15 protein-coding genes are annotated in these 17,973 nt (G+C 37.4%); 3 read left to right on the plus strand and 12 right to left on the minus strand.

Annotation, left to right across the window (positions count from 1 at the left end; genetic code table 11):
• Window positions 1-80 precede the first annotated feature (80 nt).
• Window positions 81-1,241 (plus strand): GGDEF domain-containing protein, encoded by a 1,161-nt coding sequence (locus ACH784_RS08685; RefSeq protein ID WP_404395082.1) that lies wholly within the window; start codon window positions 81-83, stop codon window positions 1,239-1,241.
• 84 nt (window positions 1,242-1,325) lie between these two features.
• Here ACH784_RS08685 and ACH784_RS08690 read toward each other — a convergent pair whose 3' ends face one another.
• The 6 genes from ACH784_RS08690 to ACH784_RS08715 all read right to left on the minus strand — a co-directional run bounded on the left by ACH784_RS08690 (window position 1,326) and on the right by ACH784_RS08715 (window position 8,551).
• A complete protein-coding gene (locus ACH784_RS08690; protein ID WP_138478836.1) occupies window positions 1,326-1,574 on the minus strand; it encodes an outer membrane protein assembly factor BamE in 249 nt (82 codons plus the stop codon).
• Window positions 1,575-1,589: 15 nt separating this feature from the next.
• Complete coding sequence (locus ACH784_RS08695) at window positions 1,590-2,432, minus strand: CsiV family protein (protein WP_404395084.1); 843 nt, start codon at window positions 2,430-2,432, stop codon at window positions 1,590-1,592.
• Entirely contained in the window at window positions 2,429-5,902 is a 3,474-nt protein-coding gene (gene mfd, locus ACH784_RS08700; protein WP_404395085.1) for a transcription-repair coupling factor, read from the minus strand. Before mfd ends, ACH784_RS08695 begins: the two co-directional genes overlap by 4 nt.
• 64 nt (window positions 5,903-5,966) lie before the next feature.
• Window positions 5,967-6,854, minus strand: coding sequence for a carbon-nitrogen hydrolase (locus tag ACH784_RS08705; RefSeq protein WP_404395087.1), 888 nt, complete (start codon window positions 6,852-6,854; stop codon window positions 5,967-5,969).
• A gap of 1 nt (window position 6,855) precedes the next feature.
• The gene (locus tag ACH784_RS08710) at window positions 6,856-7,899 is read right to left on the minus strand and encodes an agmatine/peptidylarginine deiminase (protein WP_404395088.1); all 1,044 of its coding nucleotides are present in this window, start codon (window positions 7,897-7,899) and stop codon (window positions 6,856-6,858) included.
• A gap of 76 nt (window positions 7,900-7,975) precedes the next feature.
• Window positions 7,976-8,551 carry a PilZ domain-containing protein gene (locus tag ACH784_RS08715; RefSeq protein WP_404395089.1) on the minus strand — a complete coding sequence of 192 codons (576 nt, stop codon included), beginning with the start codon at window positions 8,549-8,551 and terminating at the stop codon, window positions 7,976-7,978.
• 164 nt (window positions 8,552-8,715) lie between these two features.
• On the opposite strand from ACH784_RS08715, the gene ACH784_RS08720 reads away from it, so the two are divergent.
• Together ACH784_RS08720 and ACH784_RS08725 are read left to right on the plus strand one after the other, a co-directional pair.
• Window positions 8,716-9,729, plus strand: coding sequence for an LD-carboxypeptidase (locus ACH784_RS08720; protein WP_404395090.1), 1,014 nt, complete (start codon window positions 8,716-8,718; stop codon window positions 9,727-9,729).
• A 254-nt stretch (window positions 9,730-9,983) separates the two neighbouring features.
• A complete protein-coding gene (locus tag ACH784_RS08725) occupies window positions 9,984-11,030 on the plus strand; it encodes a GGDEF domain-containing protein (RefSeq protein ID WP_404395091.1) in 1,047 nt (348 codons plus the stop codon).
• A 291-nt stretch (window positions 11,031-11,321) separates the two neighbouring features.
• On the opposite strand, the gene ACH784_RS08730 is transcribed toward ACH784_RS08725, so the two are convergent.
• From ACH784_RS08730 to ACH784_RS08755, 6 genes are all read right to left on the minus strand, one after another.
• Window positions 11,322-12,644 (minus strand): Na+/H+ antiporter family protein, encoded by a 1,323-nt coding sequence (locus tag ACH784_RS08730; protein WP_404395092.1) that lies wholly within the window; start codon window positions 12,642-12,644, stop codon window positions 11,322-11,324.
• 1 nt (window position 12,645) lies between these two features.
• Window positions 12,646-14,580, minus strand: coding sequence for a transglutaminaseTgpA domain-containing protein (locus tag ACH784_RS08735; RefSeq protein ID WP_404395094.1), 1,935 nt, complete (start codon window positions 14,578-14,580; stop codon window positions 12,646-12,648).
• On the minus strand, window positions 14,570-15,472 hold the full coding sequence (locus ACH784_RS08740) for a DUF58 domain-containing protein (RefSeq protein ID WP_404395096.1): 903 nt from the start codon (window positions 15,470-15,472) through the stop codon (window positions 14,570-14,572). The genes ACH784_RS08735 and ACH784_RS08740 overlap by 11 nt, the downstream gene beginning before the upstream one ends.
• Before the next feature lie 35 nt (window positions 15,473-15,507).
• The gene (locus ACH784_RS08745; RefSeq protein WP_404395098.1) at window positions 15,508-16,410 is read right to left on the minus strand and encodes an AAA family ATPase; all 903 of its coding nucleotides are present in this window, start codon (window positions 16,408-16,410) and stop codon (window positions 15,508-15,510) included.
• Window positions 16,407-16,790: a response regulator gene (locus tag ACH784_RS08750; protein WP_138478860.1), complete on the minus strand. Its 384-nt coding sequence runs from the start codon at window positions 16,788-16,790 to the stop codon at window positions 16,407-16,409. Before ACH784_RS08750 ends, ACH784_RS08745 begins: the two co-directional genes overlap by 4 nt.
• Window positions 16,791-17,074: 284 nt before the next feature.
• The gene (locus ACH784_RS08755; RefSeq protein ID WP_404395099.1) at window positions 17,075-17,770 is read right to left on the minus strand and encodes a hypothetical protein; all 696 of its coding nucleotides are present in this window, start codon (window positions 17,768-17,770) and stop codon (window positions 17,075-17,077) included.
• Window positions 17,771-17,973 lie beyond the last annotated feature (203 nt).

A 17,973-nucleotide genomic window follows, 5' to 3' on the forward strand; every position in this document is an offset into this window, starting at 1 on the left:
CTAAATTAACAGTACTTTTTTTGTCCAGCCTAAAATCTCGTCCTAATAATGTTAAGTACATATTGATATGAGTATTAGGCATGGTGCATTCAACAGGTTCAGTAAACTTTAACAGTGATAATATAAGGTGGTGGCAGTTAAGCTCGATTTTGAAACTACTAGGGCTTGAACAGAACACATTATTAGATTTATTGAGTTCAAGTAATCATTCGAACGACTTTACCCAAAAGCGTTCTATTTATATCAGAAAACGACTTTGGGTAATGTGTATTTTCTTTGCCATTTCGGTGCCTTTTTTTTCAATTTATGATTTTTACGCCTTCGAATATGAGCAAGCAACTACCATATTAATTAGTCGACTTGTACTGTCAGCCAGTCTGTTCGCAATGGCTTATTTTATTAAAAAATGTTGCTCAGCCTTACTCATTAAAAAAGTGGTCGCACTGTCTTTTTTCTTACCTTCATTGTTTTATTTAGCTTCAATGATGACCTTTGATAGTCTCAATGAGGTGCCATTTATTTTCTCCATGCTACCTTATTTGATTTTAGCTATGGTCGGATTATTTCCTCTAACGATTAGAGGAAGCCTTATTCTGATGGCTTTTATATTTTGTCCATTTGCAATTGTACAAAGTCTTTTCTATCAAGGTGATGTTTGGTCACTGTTTAATAATACTTGGCTATTTGTACTATTCGCCGGAATTAGCTTATGGCTGCAAATAGCGCAACTTTCAATGTTGATGCACCTCTATAGAGAATCCACAGTTGATCCATTAACTAAATTGATAAACAGACGTGTTTTATTACGGTCGATCGAACACTTAAAATCTGAAGCAATAAAGTTCTCTGTTATTATGTTTGACCTAGATAGATTTAAGCGTATCAACGATACATTTGGTCATATTGCTGGCGATAAGGTACTGAAAGAGGCTGCCTCTGTCTTATCAAATTCGGTAAGAAGTACTGATATTGTTTCACGTTATGGCGGTGAAGAATTTTTAATAGTACTGCCACATAAGTCAAATGTTCAGGCTTTAAAACTTGCACACGAAATTGCTACACGATTAAGAGAAACACCTATTGCTGTGAGTGATGCGCAATCATTGTGTGTAACATCAAGTATTGGTGTAACTGAATATCGCTTTGGCGAAACAACAGAGAACATTTTTAAACGTGTAGATGAGCTATTATACGATGCAAAAGAGCAGGGGAGAGATCGGGTTATATCTGATGCGGCTTAACCATCTGATTTTATGAATATAGAGTGTAAATGAAAAATCCCCACATTTGTGGGGATTTTCGTGTGAGCTGTTAATTTATTTAAATTATTTTAAGCCTTTGCTCGAGAATAAGGTCACTTTATCTGACACGAGTGTGATAGTGATGTTTTTCTCTTCACCGCCCCATACGCAATTTGTGTGTAATGTTTTTTCTTCACACGAATCTGCAGAGCCTATAATTGCTTCAACTTCAGCTTTGTCCATGCCGACTTTGATTTTGTCATAGTTTTCTTTATTTACTTTCGAACAGCCTGCTAAAGTAAGTAGTGCTGCAACTAGTAGTAGTTTTTTCATATTAACCCCTCGTGCTTAATGTTTATATTTTCTTATTTGAAATATTATCCCGAGTCTAGGGTGATCTAAGTAATGTATATCACCACTATAAACACGAGTATATTGAGACATTCTTGCTTGTTGTAATTCACCTTCGTTATCAATGAAATTGATATCTAAGTCTGTAGTAACGAACAAGTAATGTCTGACATGAATTTTCATTAGCCCTTCAACTTGCCATTTGAACTCATCGTTAATCGCTTGATGTTGTATGGGCTTATCTAAAAGGCTAATGTAACCATCATTACTGATGTTATTAATTGCTTTATAGCTGGTTGGTTTAGCGATTTTTTGGCCAGCTATGATTTCAATACTTGGCGCGCGTCGGCTACTCATTTCAGGAAAGCGCCAGCCGGTATGTAAAATTGGATCCAACCCTTTTCGCTTTAATTTATTTAAAACAGATTCAAATTGAAACTGTTCTTCAGCAAGCAAATACATTGAATCCATATGCTCTTGCGGCTCTGCAAAGGGTGTTAATGGCAAGGCCTGCATTTGTTCAAGATAATTTCTATCATCATCACATTGCCAAGAACTGGATGTTGCCACAATTTGCTGACTTAATTCTCTAGGATCAAATTGTTGTTCACCTGCCAAACATTGGATCTGACCTTGATTGTTTAGTCCTGTTTCTATCATATCCAATGTTTTTCGCGCCTGAATCGGTTTACGCTCAAGTTTAAAATCTTCTCGTAACTCAGGCGTTGGTTTTTGCTCAAAAGCAATGAGTTCAATTTCAAACCAACGAGTTGCGTTTGCATTGGCTGCAAACGCAGTTAAAAACGTCAATGTTGTGAGCTTTAAAAGCTTATGCTTCATGCAGATGCCTTTTTATCAAAATCATTTATCATGGCGCTGATTAATTTTAGTCTTTCTTGGCCATTTTTTTCTTCTATATTGAAGCGTAACTTATTTGCACCTTCCATTCTATAGACTGACGGATTACTTTGTATCAAAGCAATGATGAACGTTGGGTTAACTTTTGTATCAGAACTGAACTCGAAGTAGCCGCCTTTGATGTTCGCTTCTATTTTACTCACACCAATTTTGTTCGCTTGAAGTTTAATTTGCTGTATAGCAAACAAGTTTTTAGTTGCATCTGGTAGCAGTCCAAAACGGTCAATGAGCTCAACTTTCATTTCGTCGATTTCATCGGCATTTGCAATAGAGGCGATACGTTTATACATGCTGAGTCGAATATTCACATCAGGAATATAGTCATCTGGTAGTAGTGCAGGTATTTTAAGATCTACTTCAGTTTGTTGTTGTAACAAGTTCTCAAGTGTTGGCTCTTTACCATCGCGTAGCGCTTGAACAGCATGTTCAAGCATTTCCATATATAGAGTGAAGCCAACAGACTGGATTTGACCACTTTGATCATCTCCTAACAGCTCACCGGCACCACGAATTTCTAAATCGTGAGTTGCCAGCGCAAAACCAGCGCCTAAGTCTTCAAGCGACTCTATGGCCTGTAAACGTTTTACTGCATCTTTACTGAGAGATTGGCTATTTCTCGTTAAAAGATAAGCATAAGCTTGGTGGTGGCTTCGGCCAACACGACCTCTTAATTGATGAAGTTGTGCAAGACCAAGTTTGTCAGCTCTATCCATGATAATTGTATTTGCAGAAGGAATATCAATACCCGTTTCGATGATGGTTGTACACACAAGTACATTATGTTTTTGGTGATAAAAATCACTCATCAAGTTTTCTAATTCACGTTCGCGCATTTGACCATGGGCAATGGCGACACTGGCTTCAGGCACAAGCTCTGAAATGTCAAATGCGGTCTTTTCAATGGTTTCAACATTGTTATGTAAGAAATAAACTTGGCCACCACGTTTAATTTCACGCAAAATGGCTTCTCTTATTAGCTCATCATTACGCTCTTGAACAAATGTTTTTACAGCTAGGCGTTTTGCCGGTGGTGTAGCGATAATAGATAAGTCGCGCATGCCACTCATCGCCATATTGAGCGTTCTTGGAATTGGTGTGGCTGTCAGCGTTAAAATATCAACGTCAGCACGGAGCTGTTTAATTTTCTCCTTTTGACGCACACCAAAGCGGTGCTCTTCGTCAACAATGAGTAAGCCTAAATCACTGAACTTAATATTGTCTTGGATCAGTTTATGTGTGCCGATGACGATATCAATGGTGCCATTTTCTAACTTAGCTAATGTCTCTTTTTGCTCTTTTGTGCTGTTAAATCGCGATAAGACACCGACTTCAACAGGCAAATCTGCGAAACGGTCTTTAAAGTTTTCAAAGTGTTGTTGAGCAAGTAGTGTGGTTGGTACTAGCACAGCAACTTGTTTCCCATCGTTAACCGCGGCAAATGCACCACGCATCGCCACTTCTGTTTTACCAAAGCCTACGTCACCACACACTAATCTATCCATCGCTTGATTAGATTGCATGTCTGCAAGTACAGCTTCAATGGCGTTACGTTGATCGTCCGTTTCTTCAAATGGGAAGCTATCGGCAAAATCACGATAACCCTGACCATCAAGCTTGAATTTGTAGCCAGGTTTACTTTGGCGTTTTGCATAGATATCAAGTAATTCAGCGGCAACGTCTCTGACTTTTTCTGCGGCGCGCCTCTTCGCTTTTTCCCACACATCTGAGCCTAGCTTATGAAGTGGTGCGGATGCTTCTTCACCACCAGAATAACGGCTTAACATGTGTAAAGCTGATACCGGTACATATAGTTTTGCTTCATTAGCATAGGTGATGGTAACAAATTCAGTTGCAACACCTGCTGCATCGATTGTTTGCAGACCTAGGTATCTACCCACACCGTGATCTAAATGAACAATGGGCTGACCTTCTTTAAGCTCGGCTAAGTTACGAATTAAAGCATCTTGGCCTTGCTCATATTTATGCTTTCTCCGACGTCGTTGTGAAACCTTAACCCCAAGCAATTCTTGCTCAGTAATTATGTTAAGTTTGGGCTTACCAGAAAGTGAAATACTTTGTTCGAGTGGACTGACAATGATACCGACGTCATTAGAGGCAGCGATAAAGTCGTTGAGATGCTCGAATTGCTTAAGCTTTAGATTTGTTGTTTTAAGTAATGTAAGAAGTGACTCTCGACGACCGTCAGATTCTACACTAAATAAAATGCGTGCTTTTTGCTTCTTTTGTTCGGCAACAAATTTCAAAATAGAATCGTATGGGTCGGCTTTTTTATGGTCGATTCGGATGCCATCAATCAAGGCAGCATCTAAATTTGTATTCCCCGCTTTTGTTGGCAAATTGGCTTGAGTTAAATTGACTCGAGCGAATTGTTTAAACTGTTGATACAGCGACTCTACTGGTAAGTAGAGCTTTTCTGGCGATAATAGCGGTCTTAAAGGGTCAACGCGTCGGTTTTCATATCGCTTTTCAACATCATCCCAAAAACTCTTTGCAGCATGTTCTATGTCTGCAAGATGCATAATTGCCGTATCTTCTGGAAGATAATCAAAAATGGTAGAAAGTGACTCAAAGAATAGGGGTAAATAATATTCGATACCAGCCGGCCAATTTGCCTTGCTAACCTGCATGTAGATAGAGTCTTGCTCAGAGCTTGCGCCAAACTCAGCTCGATAAGCAATTCTGAACCTTTCAATATCTTCTGGATTAGTTGGAAATTCATGGGCAGGTAATAGGTCAATTTCTTTGACGGTATCACTAGAGCGCTGAGTTTCAATATCGAATAAACGAATTGAATCTATTTCGTCGTCGAAAAAATCAATGCGGTAGGGCGTTTTACTGCCCATTGGGTATAAATCTACAATAGAGCCTCTTACTGCAAATTCACCGTGTTCCATGACCTGTTGAACATGACGATAACCAGATTCTGTTAATGAATCTTTTAATTGTTGCGCATCAACAGTATCACCACACTTAAATTTAAGCGCTTGACCATAAATAAAACTTGGTGGTGCTGTTCTGAGCATGAGTGTCGAAACAGGAATAATTAAAACAGTCTTACTTTGCTGCTTTAACGCATTCAGTGTTTCAAGGCGCTGTGAAATAATATCTTGGTGTGGCGAGAAGTGGTCATAAGGAAGTGTTTCCCAGTCAGGGAAAGTCATCACCTTATGTTCTTGTAATAAATAGTCTAACTCTGTTTCAAGGCGCAAAGCAGAAGGGGTGTCGGGGGTGACAATAACCGTCATGGTTTTTTTATCTGCAATGTTTGCACTGATGGTGAGTGCTAAGCCACTGCCTGTTAACTGGCCCCAACTAATTTTATCTTTGTTATTTTTTACCCAAGGCATAGATTGCCAATGCGCAGACGCCATGAAAGCTCCTATTTGTTTTAATAATTATGAGGATTTGTATAGAGGTGGTTAACACCACCTCTGTTTAATCTCTATAAATTTTTTGTAAGTCACCGTAATGGTCTATACGGCGGTCACGTAGATACGGCCAAATACGGCGAACAGATTCACTACGGGCCTGATCAATTTCTACCGTTAAGGTTTGTTCTTCTTGCTCATCAGCATGAATTAACATTTCACCTTGAGGGCCTGCTACAAAGGAGTTACCCCAAAATTGAATGCCTTCACTTTGACCTGATGGATCTGCTTCATGACCTACACGGTTCACTGAAATAACAGGCACTCCATTTGCAACAGCATGTGCACGCTGTGAGATGATCCATGCGTCGCGTTGACGAATTTGCTCATCTTTATCATCGCGAGGGTCCCAACCAATCGCTGTCGGGTAAATTAATAACTCAGCGCCAGCCATTGCCATTAAACGTGCAGCTTCAGGGAACCATTGATCCCAACATACTAATACACCTAATTTACCAACCGACGTTTCAATTGGTTCAAAGCCTAAGTCACCAGGCGTAAAGTAGAACTTTTCGTAAAAGCCTGGATCATCAGGGATGTGCATTTTTCTGTATTTACCAGCGATGCTGCCATCGGTGTCTAATACAACCGCAGTATTGTGATATAAACCCGTAGCACGCTTTTCAAATAGAGAGGTTACAATAACAACTTTAAGCTCTTTCGCGAGCTCACCGTACAGTTCAGTCGAAGGTCCAGGGATTGTTTCTGCTAAATCGAACAGTTCTGTATCTTCTGTTTGGCAAAAATAGAGACTTCGATGAAGCTCTTGAAGCACAATAAGCTTAACGCCTTGCGCTGCGGCATTTCTAATTTCAGCGACTGTTTTTTTGGTGTTTTCTGTAACGTCACTTGAGTTACTGTGTTGAACAATGCCCACTTTTAACTTGTTAGACATGTTAAATCCTCTTTAAAAAGCCTTTCGGCAATTGCATGGTAATACAGTGTAAGCTACCAAATTGATGAATGATTGGAACACAATCAACCCCAATCACGGTATGCTCTGGGTAAGCTAGCTGAATTTGTTTAAGAGCAAGTGCATCTTTTTCATCATTATAAACAGGCACGAGTACTGTTTTATTCATGATTAAATAGTTTGCGTAAGTTGCTGGTAGACGGCAGCCTTCATCATCAAAGATGGCTTTTGGCCAAGGTAGCTCAATTAGTTTATAAGCCTCACCTGCAGGTGTTCGAAATGAGCGTAACTGATCAGCCATTTTAGTCAAAGCAGCATAATGTTCATCATTTTCATCATGGCAGCCAACATAAACTAAGGTATTTTTCGGTGCAAATCTGACTAGGGTATCGATGTGACTGTCGGTGTCATCACCTGCCAAATAACCGTGATCGACCCATAAGAAATCTTTAGCGCCTAATTTATCTTTTAAGATTTCTTCAACGTCATCTTTTGACAATTCTGGGTTGCGGTTATCATTTAACAAGCACTCGGTAGTTGTTAATAATGTACCCGCTTCATTAATTTCAATACCGCCACCTTCAAGTACCATGTCGACGACATCATAATCATTTTCTGTTCTGGAAAGTTCATTGACCAGTACTTTATTGATTTTATTATCTAGTTCAGCGGCAAATTTATTGCCCCAACCTGTAAAGGTGAAGTCTTTAATGGATAACTTACCCTCAGCATTTTGGGTTGTGATAGGGCCATGATCTCGTGCCCAAGTATCATTGCATGGGGTAACTACAAAATGAACTTTTGTAAGGTCAACTTCATGGTTTTTTAGTAAGTTCGAAATATGAGCTTTAAGTGATTCATCGTGGGCAACAATTACCACATCTTCCACTTGTGAAATTTGCTGGCATAAAGCGACGTAAACAGGCTCAACTTTGTCTAAAATATCAGACCAATCAGTGTCTAAATGAGGCCAAGTTAGCATAACAGCATCTTGCTCGGCCCATTCTGGTAAAAGTGTAAATTGCATTAGCGATTGACATAAAAGAAATATAATTCTCTATTTTATCATTTACACTCGAACTGTCAGTATTTTTGTCTGCTAGTTATTTATTTTGCTTCTTTTTTAGCTGGCGGGTTTGTGCGTGTAGACTTGCTCTGACCATTAACTCTTGATCGTCGTCTCTTATTTGTACAAAAGCCAAAGTGTGCTGATATTGATTTTCACCTAAATATTCAACGTCAATAACTTGTGTATAACAATAAATCGCACAGGCTTCATGATTTAAAAAAATCTTGGTTCTTAAGTTTTGACCTACAGCGAAGGGGGTAGCACACGTTACTTTAAGACCGCCACCGCCATAACTATCACAATATTGATTGCTGTCGTCGGGTTGTTCTGTTGCGAGAATATGACTCATTATTAGGTCTATTTTTCTAGACTGTGCTTTTAAATATTCAGCAAGCTCAGAAGCAACGTCTCCTAAATTTCTAAGTGGCCTTAATGCATTGACGTCTAATTCATTGACCTCGTTTGCCAATCTAAAAAGTGGAGGGATGGAAAGTTCTAGCGCTTGTTTAGTTTGTGGTACTTCATTTTCTTCTACAGCAAACAGATTGACTTGATTTGCTTCTTCTACTTGAAAATAGGCACTAAATTCTTCTTTTAAGTTGCTGCTCATTGGGTTACGGCTTAATTAAATTTAAAGTATCTTAACCTTGTTTATTATTAATCTCTAGTTTTGTTGTATTCGGTTGTGTCTATATGATATGAATGGAACACATCATACTATTTGTGTGTTAAATAGAACAGTGTTATAAATGTTATAATTAAACAAGGAAACCAATGAAGATCCCAACAAAATTAACAGCTGGGTGTAATGTTGCAATTTGCACCTTTTCATCACCTGTACCTCTGAGTTTAGAAAAGCGTTTTAATGAATGCATTAAGACTTTAAAGTCAAAAGGACTTAACGTGGATGTAGATGAAAATGTCTTATCTGATGTATCCATTTCAAAACAATGCATTGCTAATTCATTAAATAAATATCTATGTGGCGATAAGTATGATGCGGTTATTCCACCTTGGGGCGGAGATTTTGCTTTAGAGGTTTTGCCTTTACTCAATTGGGACATGATTACAAAATCGAAACCTAAATGGATTTTTGGCTTCTCTGATATCAGCACTTTGACTACTACTATCACAAGTCGAGTAGGCTGGTATACCATTCATAGTGCTAACTTGATGCAAATTGCAGGAAATGAAAACTGTAATTATGTTAAATCACTGTTTGATTTACTTTTTAATGCAGCAGAGGGTTATTCGTTTGAACAGAAGTCATCTTCTTTTCATGAATTTGATTACCCTGATTATAAAACTAAGCCGTTGTCTTCTTATTCTTTAGATACATTGAGTGAATTAATCATCATTAATAATAATGAACAAACGCCTCTAAAAGGTTCATTAATTGGTGGATGTATTGACACACTCCAGCTAACGATGGGCTCAGAGTTTTTGTCTCTTAAGAATAAGGACGATTCAAAAGACATCATAGTTTATTTAGAAAATGCAGAGTTAAGTCCAACACAATATAAACGTGCACTTTTGAGTCTTAAAATTAAAGGGTTCTTTTCGAAGTGTTGTTGTATTTTAGTCGGAAGAAATAAATTCGAGTATTCGAATAACTCACTTGGAAGTGAAGAAGTTATTTTGAATGAGGTGTTTGCTGATCTAAACATACCGGTTTTCGGAAACCTAGATATTGGCCACGTTTCTCCTAATTTCACCCTAGTGAACGGTTCAAACGCTGAGGTCAGTCTTGTGAATAATAAAATAATTATAAATCAACTAATTTGTTAAAGTTATTATTTTTCAATTGGTTGTGTTTTTTCTAATAAAGGGGCACAGAGAAAATTCTAATTTAACTAGTTAAAAGTATTAGTTTTTTATTTAGTCCCTAATATCTTTATCCTTTTCTCTCATAATCCTAGAAAATTAAATTGATATAGTGCCGCTTTTCAATTAATTTAGCACTTAAGGGTTAGTTTTTTCTTGCCATTGTATAAAAATAAAGCGCATTAACTTTTTTAATGCCAATATGAGTTCTCTCAACTATGGATTTTAATACCTCGTTATCTCATTCTGCCCAGTGTCTTAAGCAAGCTATACCGCTACTGGTAAAATATAAAATTCCTGTAACACCCATAAATTATGCAATATGGTATTGCTATGTATTAGGCAGTAATCTCGCTTTAAATGTTGAACTTGATAACATTTTAGCCGAGCACGGTACTTGCCCAGCGTCATTATCCCGTTATCTGTTTGATAAATACCTGTCTGATAAGGACTTAGAGCTTTTTCATCAAATTTCTGAAAACTTTCAGGGCACTTTAGATAATGTTCAGTCTGAGATTGATACAACGCTTGCCTGCTCTCAAAGCTTTAATAGTGTTTTACTTCAATGTCGCTCAGATATCAGTGCTTTAGATAAAAGTGATATAAGTAGTTTTGATAATGTACTTAATTTTGTTGATAAGCTGACCGAAGAGTCAGTAATTATGCAACAAACTGCACACTCTTTTCAGGTCAAACTTCAGGCCGCTTATAGTGAGATTTCAGAACTAAAGCAAGCTTTAGTTAATACACAAGAGGCTGCTATTACAGATCCGCTCACAGGCCTGCTGAACAGAGGCAAGTTTGACGATGATATAAAGGCACATATCAAAACTTTTAATAGTGAATTACAAATTTCCAAAACATTGATCTTTATAGATATCGACCACTTTAAGCAATTTAATGATGACTTTGGTCATCAAAAAGGGGATGACGTTTTAAAAGTTGTTGCCAATAAAATCTCACGTCACTGTATCAACAAAGCCAACGCATACAGGTTTGGTGGAGAGGAATTTTGTATATTAGCAAACTTTAAAAGTGTCAGCGAAGCATTAAACTTTTGCCAAAGTATAAGACAAGACATTGAAAAATTGTCTGTAAAAGGGAAAAAGACGGGTAAATCAATACGTAATATTACCGCTAGTTTTGGTATTGCTTTTTATGGCTCTAAACAGTGTAAAGATGAGTTTATTGCTAGAGCTGATAAAGCGCTTTACCTTGCAAAAGCCCATGGCCGTAATCGTGTTGAAATTGCACCTGCGATTTAATATCAGGTTTTTACGATTAAATTAGACGTTATAATGTGGTTTTATTTTACATAGGGATAGTTAGAATAATCTTGTTTTCACACTTATCCCTCATGTTTACCCATGATGTGTTTTAGGCCGCGTTTAGCGGCCTTTTTTTATTCTTCTTGAAAAGAGATGTTTCAAACCACTGCAACTTCAACTGCCATTTAGCGTTTCTTTGGTTATTTTAGTCATATCAAAAGTCGTACTTTTCATAAAAAAGCCGCATCAGAAATGAATGCGGCTAATATTGTTTTTTATATTTTTGGTTTATAAGACCATGGCTGCAATCCATCCAAAAATCAGCAATGGAATATTAAAGTGGATGAATGTCGGGATCACTGAATCTTTAATATGGTCATGTTGACCGTCAGCATTAAGTCCTGAGGTAGGTCCTAGGGTCGAATCAGAAGCAGGGGAGCCGGCATCGCCTAAAGCGCCCGCTGTGCCTACTAAAGCAGCAGTTGCCATTGGAGAAAAGCCGATAGTTAGGCAAAGTGGCACGAATAAAGTAGCAATAATTGGCACTGTAGAAAACGAACTACCTATGCCCATTGTGATCAATAAACCTACCAGTAATATCATTGCAGCTGCTAAAGGCTTATTACCCGCGACTGTATCAGCTGTGGTGTTGACCAAACTCGCGACATCGCCTGTTGCTTTCATCACTGAAGCGAAGCCTTGAGCTGAGATCATAATAAAGCCAATCATAGCCATCATAGCAACACCTTGGCTAAATACATCAGAGCTTTGCTCCCACTTTACGATGCCGAATATGCTAAAAATCATCACACCAACAAGTCCACCTAAGATCATTGAACCACTGACATTTTGTGCCAGTAACGAGCATATAACGGCTATACCACCAATAATCATCACTTTTTTAGGGTTCTCGACATTTATTTTGGTCGATGATTTTTCTGACTCTTTGTCTGAATAGTGCCTATCTTTTCTGTAACTAAAAAATACGGCGATGATCAGGCCGACTAGCATACCTAGTGCTGGAATTATCATGGCTTCAGGTACATCGGTATTTACTATTTCTAAGCCATTTTCGGCTAAGTTCTTATGTAAAATCGAGTAAAGATAAATACCGCCAAAGCCATAAGGGAGAACCATATAAGAAGTCGCAAGTCCAAACGTTAGAATACAAGCAATAGCACGTCTATCAAGCTGTAGCTTATTAAAGACCACCAACAATGGCGGGATCAGAATAGGTATAAATGCGATATGTACGGGGACCAAATTTTGTGACGCAATCGCACATGCCAAAATGATGGTCATGATCAGCATACTTAACGTTTGCATATGTTTAGAGTGTGCTTTGTCTACTTTCGACAGTAATTTATCTGCAAGAATGAGCGTTAAGCCAGATTTTGATATGGCTACTGCAAATGCACCTAGCATAGCGTAACTTAAAGCGATTTCTGCACCACCAGATAAACCACTGTTAAATGCTTGTAATGTATCTCCTAAACCGAGACCTGCAATCAAACCTGCAGAAAGTGCACTGATTGTCATTGCAACAATCACGTTCACTCTGGCCAAAGACAGGCCTAACATGAGTAAAACCCCAATTAATACTGAATTCATACTAATCTCTTTTATTGTTTTTAAATTGTTTTGTTAATGCTAAATAGTGTTTCTTTAGTTCTGCTAATTCACTTTTATTTCCGTATCGGACTTTTTCGAACTCATATAAAAAAATACTCAGTTCTGCTTCTAGCTTTGGATATTTTGATTGAATAGCCGAAATGATTTGCCCTGGCGTTTTAGTATTATCAAATTCTCCAAAAGCGCTAACTTGTAATTTACGTAACAGTTTAACAGGCAAGGGAGTGGGTAGGTGTGAATTGCGTTGTAATACCCAATAAACTAATGAGAATAATAGACTAAGGCCTATTATCACGGCGATACCTGAAAGCATTTTAGCTTTTTCACCAAATATATCTTTTAGAAAACTACTTTGCTTCTGGTCGTCAAAATTTAAAACCCAACGTGTCCATTGATAATCAAATGCTTCTAGTTGCAAACGAAGCCAATTAACTAATGCGACATCCGACAAGCCCATCAGTGTCATCCCTATGTTATTTTTTAACTCTTCAGACAATTGACTATGCTGTGACAAAGAACCGTTTAGTCGTTCAGGCGAAACCCATGCTGTTGGATCTAACTCAAGCCAACCTTGATTAGGCACGTAATATTCAAGCCAAGCATGTGCATCATATTGATAAATACTGTAATAGTTATTTTCTGTGTTGAGTTCTCCACCTAAGTAACCCGATACTAATCTTGCAGGGATCCCAACACTTCGCATCATCATAGCCACAGAAGAAGCATAATGCCCACAAAACCCCGCTTTGTTATTAAACAAAAATTCATCAATTTTGTCTCTCGACTGACTGATAGGAGGGTTAAGAGTGTATGTAAAGCCTTGTTCTAAAATATAGTTTCTCAATAAAGCAATAAATCCAGCTGTATCATTACTTTGCTTATCAAACTGCTCAGCCAGTGCTACTGCTTGTGGGTTTAAATCACTTGGTAATTGAATATTTTGTCTGTATTGCCAACGGGTAATACTGGTATCTTGAGTGTCAACCACATTGTAAACCTGGTATTCAAATGCTGAACTGACAGGGCGCTTTCGATATGGTAGGCCGAATACATTAGTAGCGACTAAGTCTTGCTCTGTTGTCATTTTGTCGAGCGCATATAACCACTTTAAATGGCTGGGCTCAGCAATAATAGTGTAGCTATGAGAGTTATCGCTAGCTTGATAATTCGCTGAAACACTTTGCAATGACGACATATTCCATCTTGTACCATCAAATTCATCATGCATAAGTGCTCGCCAATAAAAGGGGCCTTCTATATTTCGTTCTTTTGGAAAAATCGCTCGGAAGACTAATTCATTTGACTCGGACAATTTTGATATTTCAAACGGGTCAACGTTCTCTGATAAGCCAGTTTTAGCAGAGTTAGGTCCAGGTAGTTGCCAAAATGCCGGTAGTTTTGGAATAAAAAGCACCAACAGTACACTGATTGGAATCGTAAAAGCCAGTTTACTGAATGCGTTTTTAATGGCTTCTTTTGGTTCAAATTCATATTGATGGATCAGCATTAAGGCTAAATTAAACCCAATCAATATAAATACCAGCAATGCTGAAAAAAAATTTTGTGAAAAAATAAATAAACAGGGGATTGTGAAAAAGTTAAGCACAAAAACCTGCATGGTCTGCCTTTCGCTTTGCGCTTGATAGATTTTGAGCAATGATGCAAGTAACATCATAGACACAAAAAATGCGACTGAGTTTTTTACACCAACAAACCCCATTAACAGTGCAATACCCGCCAAAGCACTGCCATTGATAATACTGCTAGTTATGGTTTTTTTATAGATTACTCTGTTCAACTCGTAAGCTACAAATAAACCCGTAATATAAGATACGATAACGAAGCCAAGGTCGCTGGCCATTATCCAAGCAAGTAATAGATAAATCACAGAGCAAGCAATTTGATTAAGCTTCACTTAGCGCCTCCAAACATTGCTTTTTATGACTGCTTCCTTGACTTAAAGTTATGAGTCGATTTGGTAATTTAAGGGCGTAACTTTGTTGTTCGATTTCTGCCTGTACGACTAAAAAACTTAGCTGTGATAGTTTATCTTCTTTTGTGCCTGATACTTTATCAAAATCAAAGCCATAACTGGCTGATTTATCAGGAGATTGATAGTCTTTAACTAAGAGCTCTTTATTCTTGGCAAAATGCCTCCAAGATATCCTATGTATACTCATCCCTTCGCGATAAGTTTTTAATTCATTAAAGTCTTCAGCTAAAGCGTGATCATCAAGTGCTTTTTCGCCTTTTTCGGAAATAATGAAGCTATCTTTCGGAAGCTCTGTTTCGATTTGTGCTGGGTAGGCATAGACGTGTTTTTCGCTTATTAAATAGCTCCAAATAGTAACTAAGCCAAACGGATAGTGAGTCAGAACTTTAAAACGACCGAGTGTATGCTTACCACGTTTTACAGGCAAGAACACGTCGAGAAACTCGTTACTTTTTATTTTTTTTAAAATACTTTTTTCTTTTGTTGCAATATGCTCAATTTGAATATCGTAACGTTGTTTTTGATTTTCAATTTTGAAGGTCACCGATGGTCGCTTATCTGCAAAATCATCTTTAATTGCTGCGACTTCAATCTGCATGCCATTGAAATTACTAAAAGCATATATCAAGCACATGAGTAGAAGAACAAACATTAAATAAGAGACAGCTAAGATCAAATTATTTTGATAATTAATCCCTAATATAAAGTTTAAGACTGCGATCCCTAAAAACCCCAGCCCTGATTTAGATGGTGAAACATAAATGGTGTCATGCTTGAGTTTAATACTGTCTCCTTGATGCTTTTTTAATAACAAAGCATCAAACCAAGCAGGTTGGGGCAGTTTAATCATTACATCTGAACCGGTACTTGTGCGTATATATCGTCGATTATTCTAAATTGCTCTGTGGCATCTAAGTTGAGCCTGTGGCCAGCCACTGCTGGAAAAACAGCCTGCACATCATCATGGGTCACATAGTCTCTACCGTGGATCATTGCCCATGCTTTACTAGCTGTTCCCAATGCAATACTTGCCCGTGGGGATAGGGGATCTTTAAATAACCCAGACTCTCGAGTGAAACTCACTAAATCTAGTATGTATTGAACAACTTGCTCTTTTATTTCCATTTTTTCAATGGCTGATTGCAATTCTGATAGGGTGCCTAATTCCATCAATTGTGTGAGCGTTGTTTTTCTACCATGGTCGCCAAGTATAAGTTTTTTCTCAGCATCTTTAGACGGGTAACCTAAACTTACACGCATAAAAAAGCGGTCTAATTGAGATTCTGGCAGGGGGTGTGTACCTGATTGATGAAGTGGGTTTTGTGTCGCTATTACAAAGAACGGTTCAGGTAAGTGATGAGTCTGACCATCCATAGTTACTTGTCTTTCTTCCATTGCTTCAAGTAATGCACTTTGTGTTTTTGGGCTCGCTCGATTTATTTCATCAGCCAGTAAAACTTGTGTAAAAACAGGTCCTTCATGAAATACAAAGCTTTGTTTATCGGTATTAAATATAGTTGAGCCAGTTATATCAGCAGGCAGTAAATCACTGGTAAATTGAACTCTTTGATAGGTTAAACCTAACACTTCAGCTAAACCATGAGATAAAGTGGTTTTCCCCATACCAGGTAAGTCTTCAATTAATAAGTGACCTTTACATAGTAGACTACAGATCGCTAACTTTACTTGTGGCTGTTTGTCATAGATAACGGTTGAAAGCGCTTCTAGGAGCGTATTTATTTTTGTATTCATGTAACCAGTTCTAATCTTTTTAATACGGTATCAACTTTTTTGGCATTAAATGGTTTTTCTATAAAATCTTTAGCACCACATTCCCAAGTATTTTGTACACACTCCAGACTATTATGACCAGAACACATAATCACATGTGATTTAGGATAGTGATCATTTAAATAGTCTAAAATGCCTGAACCATCAGTATCAGGTAGTTCAATATCGAGGAAAATTAAGTTAGGAGGATTTTTTTCAAGGAGATGTTTTGCAGACTCGAAGTCTTCAGAACCAGATACTTCTTCAAACCCGAGGTTTTCTAATATATTGCTTAAGTACTCACGGGCTTCAACTGAGTCGTCGATAATTAAAATGGGTTCTAGTGGTCTAACAAATTCCATATGTTTTTACTTCTTAAAAAATTTTTCTTCATACTAAGATAACAAGAAAGATTAAACAATAGATTACACCGCTTTAAAATGTCCGATACCGTCTAGTATTGGACATTTTAAGTAATTTATTTAGGTTGTGAAGTGTTTGATAGTAACCCAAGTAAATATACAGCTAATATCGCATAATTTACGTTATGTTAAATAAGCTAAAAATATAAGTCAAAGTGGTATTGCCTTTGTTTTATTTAAGCTTTTACTGCTCTTTTATCGAGTCTTTTTCTGGTAAGTAGCTCTTAGAAATTTAACTCTTCTATCATTTTGTTATTTTTTACCAGGTCTGCAATTGATTTCGAATTGGCTTTTACCTGTTTTATTCTTTTCGATAATTGAGCTTCTAATTTCACAGCTAAGTCTTTATGATTTTTATTTATGTAATGATGCCCAGTTGCTTCTTCTAACTTTGTACTTTTAAAAAGTACTCTATCTAAATTGACTAAGCTTGCTGCTATTTCAAGATCATTCGATAAAATTACAGCTAACTTGTTATGCTTGAATAAAATACTTGGATCTCCGTCAGTATTAACTCCATAACATGATAAATTTTGTTTCTTACACACTTGCTCATAAATTTTGTAACTGATGTTATAGCCAACAGGAATTCTACCTAATAATGCCATTTCGCAATCTTTAGGTGTTTCACAATATAAATTAATAGCTGCGTAAATTAGCGGTGTTTCCAGCTTTATTAAGTTTTTGTATTCTTCAGCAACTGTGTTTACCCTTAAGAACTCCGCATCAAGTTTGCCTGTATTTGTCATTCTCAGAGATCGGTTTGTTGGTAGCTTTTTCCAAATAACGGTTTTATCTAATTCGCTATAAGCCTGCGTGACAATCTCTTTTATATCTGCAATGTATTTATTTTCTTTCACTGCAATACCAATTGAAATTTCATTGCTTGCACTATTTGCTACATTTGAATCAACTAACATTACAATTGCCAAAATCAACCTGTTAAACATAATCCTTCACCGTAAAACTTTACTTTTATGAGTATAGATTGTTTTTTCAAGTTGATATTTTCATGTAGTTTTTTCTTATACCAATACGCTTAACTAAGCGGTCTATTTTGAGGCAATGAATACACATCGTTAGCAAGGTAAAATCCTTTCTCTGCAATTACACCCCCAGGCTC

It is taken from the genome of Pseudoalteromonas phenolica, from assembly GCF_044788725.1.
Lineage (GTDB): Bacteria > Pseudomonadota > Gammaproteobacteria > Enterobacterales > Alteromonadaceae > Pseudoalteromonas > Pseudoalteromonas phenolica_C.

Coding starts and splice junctions, on each gene's coding strand:
- ACH784_RS08685 (WP_404395082.1), top strand. CDS start 81: ATGGTGCATTCAACAGGTTCAGTAAACTTTAACAGTGATAATATAAGG.
- ACH784_RS08690 (WP_138478836.1), bottom strand. CDS start 1,574: ATGAAAAAACTACTACTAGTTGCAGCACTACTTACTTTAGCAGGCTGT.
- ACH784_RS08695 (WP_404395084.1), bottom strand. CDS start 2,432: ATGAAGCATAAGCTTTTAAAGCTCACAACATTGACGTTTTTAACTGCG.
- mfd (WP_404395085.1), bottom strand. CDS start 5,902: ATGGCGTCTGCGCATTGGCAATCTATGCCTTGGGTAAAAAATAACAAA.
- ACH784_RS08705 (WP_404395087.1), bottom strand. CDS start 6,854: ATGTCTAACAAGTTAAAAGTGGGCATTGTTCAACACAGTAACTCAAGT.
- ACH784_RS08710 (WP_404395088.1), bottom strand. CDS start 7,899: ATGCAATTTACACTTTTACCAGAATGGGCCGAGCAAGATGCTGTTATG.
- ACH784_RS08715 (WP_404395089.1), bottom strand. CDS start 8,551: ATGAGCAGCAACTTAAAAGAAGAATTTAGTGCCTATTTTCAAGTAGAA.
- ACH784_RS08720 (WP_404395090.1), top strand. CDS start 8,716: ATGAAGATCCCAACAAAATTAACAGCTGGGTGTAATGTTGCAATTTGC.
- ACH784_RS08725 (WP_404395091.1), top strand. CDS start 9,984: ATGGATTTTAATACCTCGTTATCTCATTCTGCCCAGTGTCTTAAGCAA.
- ACH784_RS08730 (WP_404395092.1), bottom strand. CDS start 12,644: ATGAATTCAGTATTAATTGGGGTTTTACTCATGTTAGGCCTGTCTTTG.
- ACH784_RS08745 (WP_404395098.1), bottom strand. CDS start 16,410: ATGAATACAAAAATAAATACGCTCCTAGAAGCGCTTTCAACCGTTATC.
- ACH784_RS08750 (WP_138478860.1), bottom strand. CDS start 16,790: ATGGAATTTGTTAGACCACTAGAACCCATTTTAATTATCGACGACTCA.
- ACH784_RS08755 (WP_404395099.1), bottom strand. CDS start 17,770: ATGTTAGTTGATTCAAATGTAGCAAATAGTGCAAGCAATGAAATTTCA.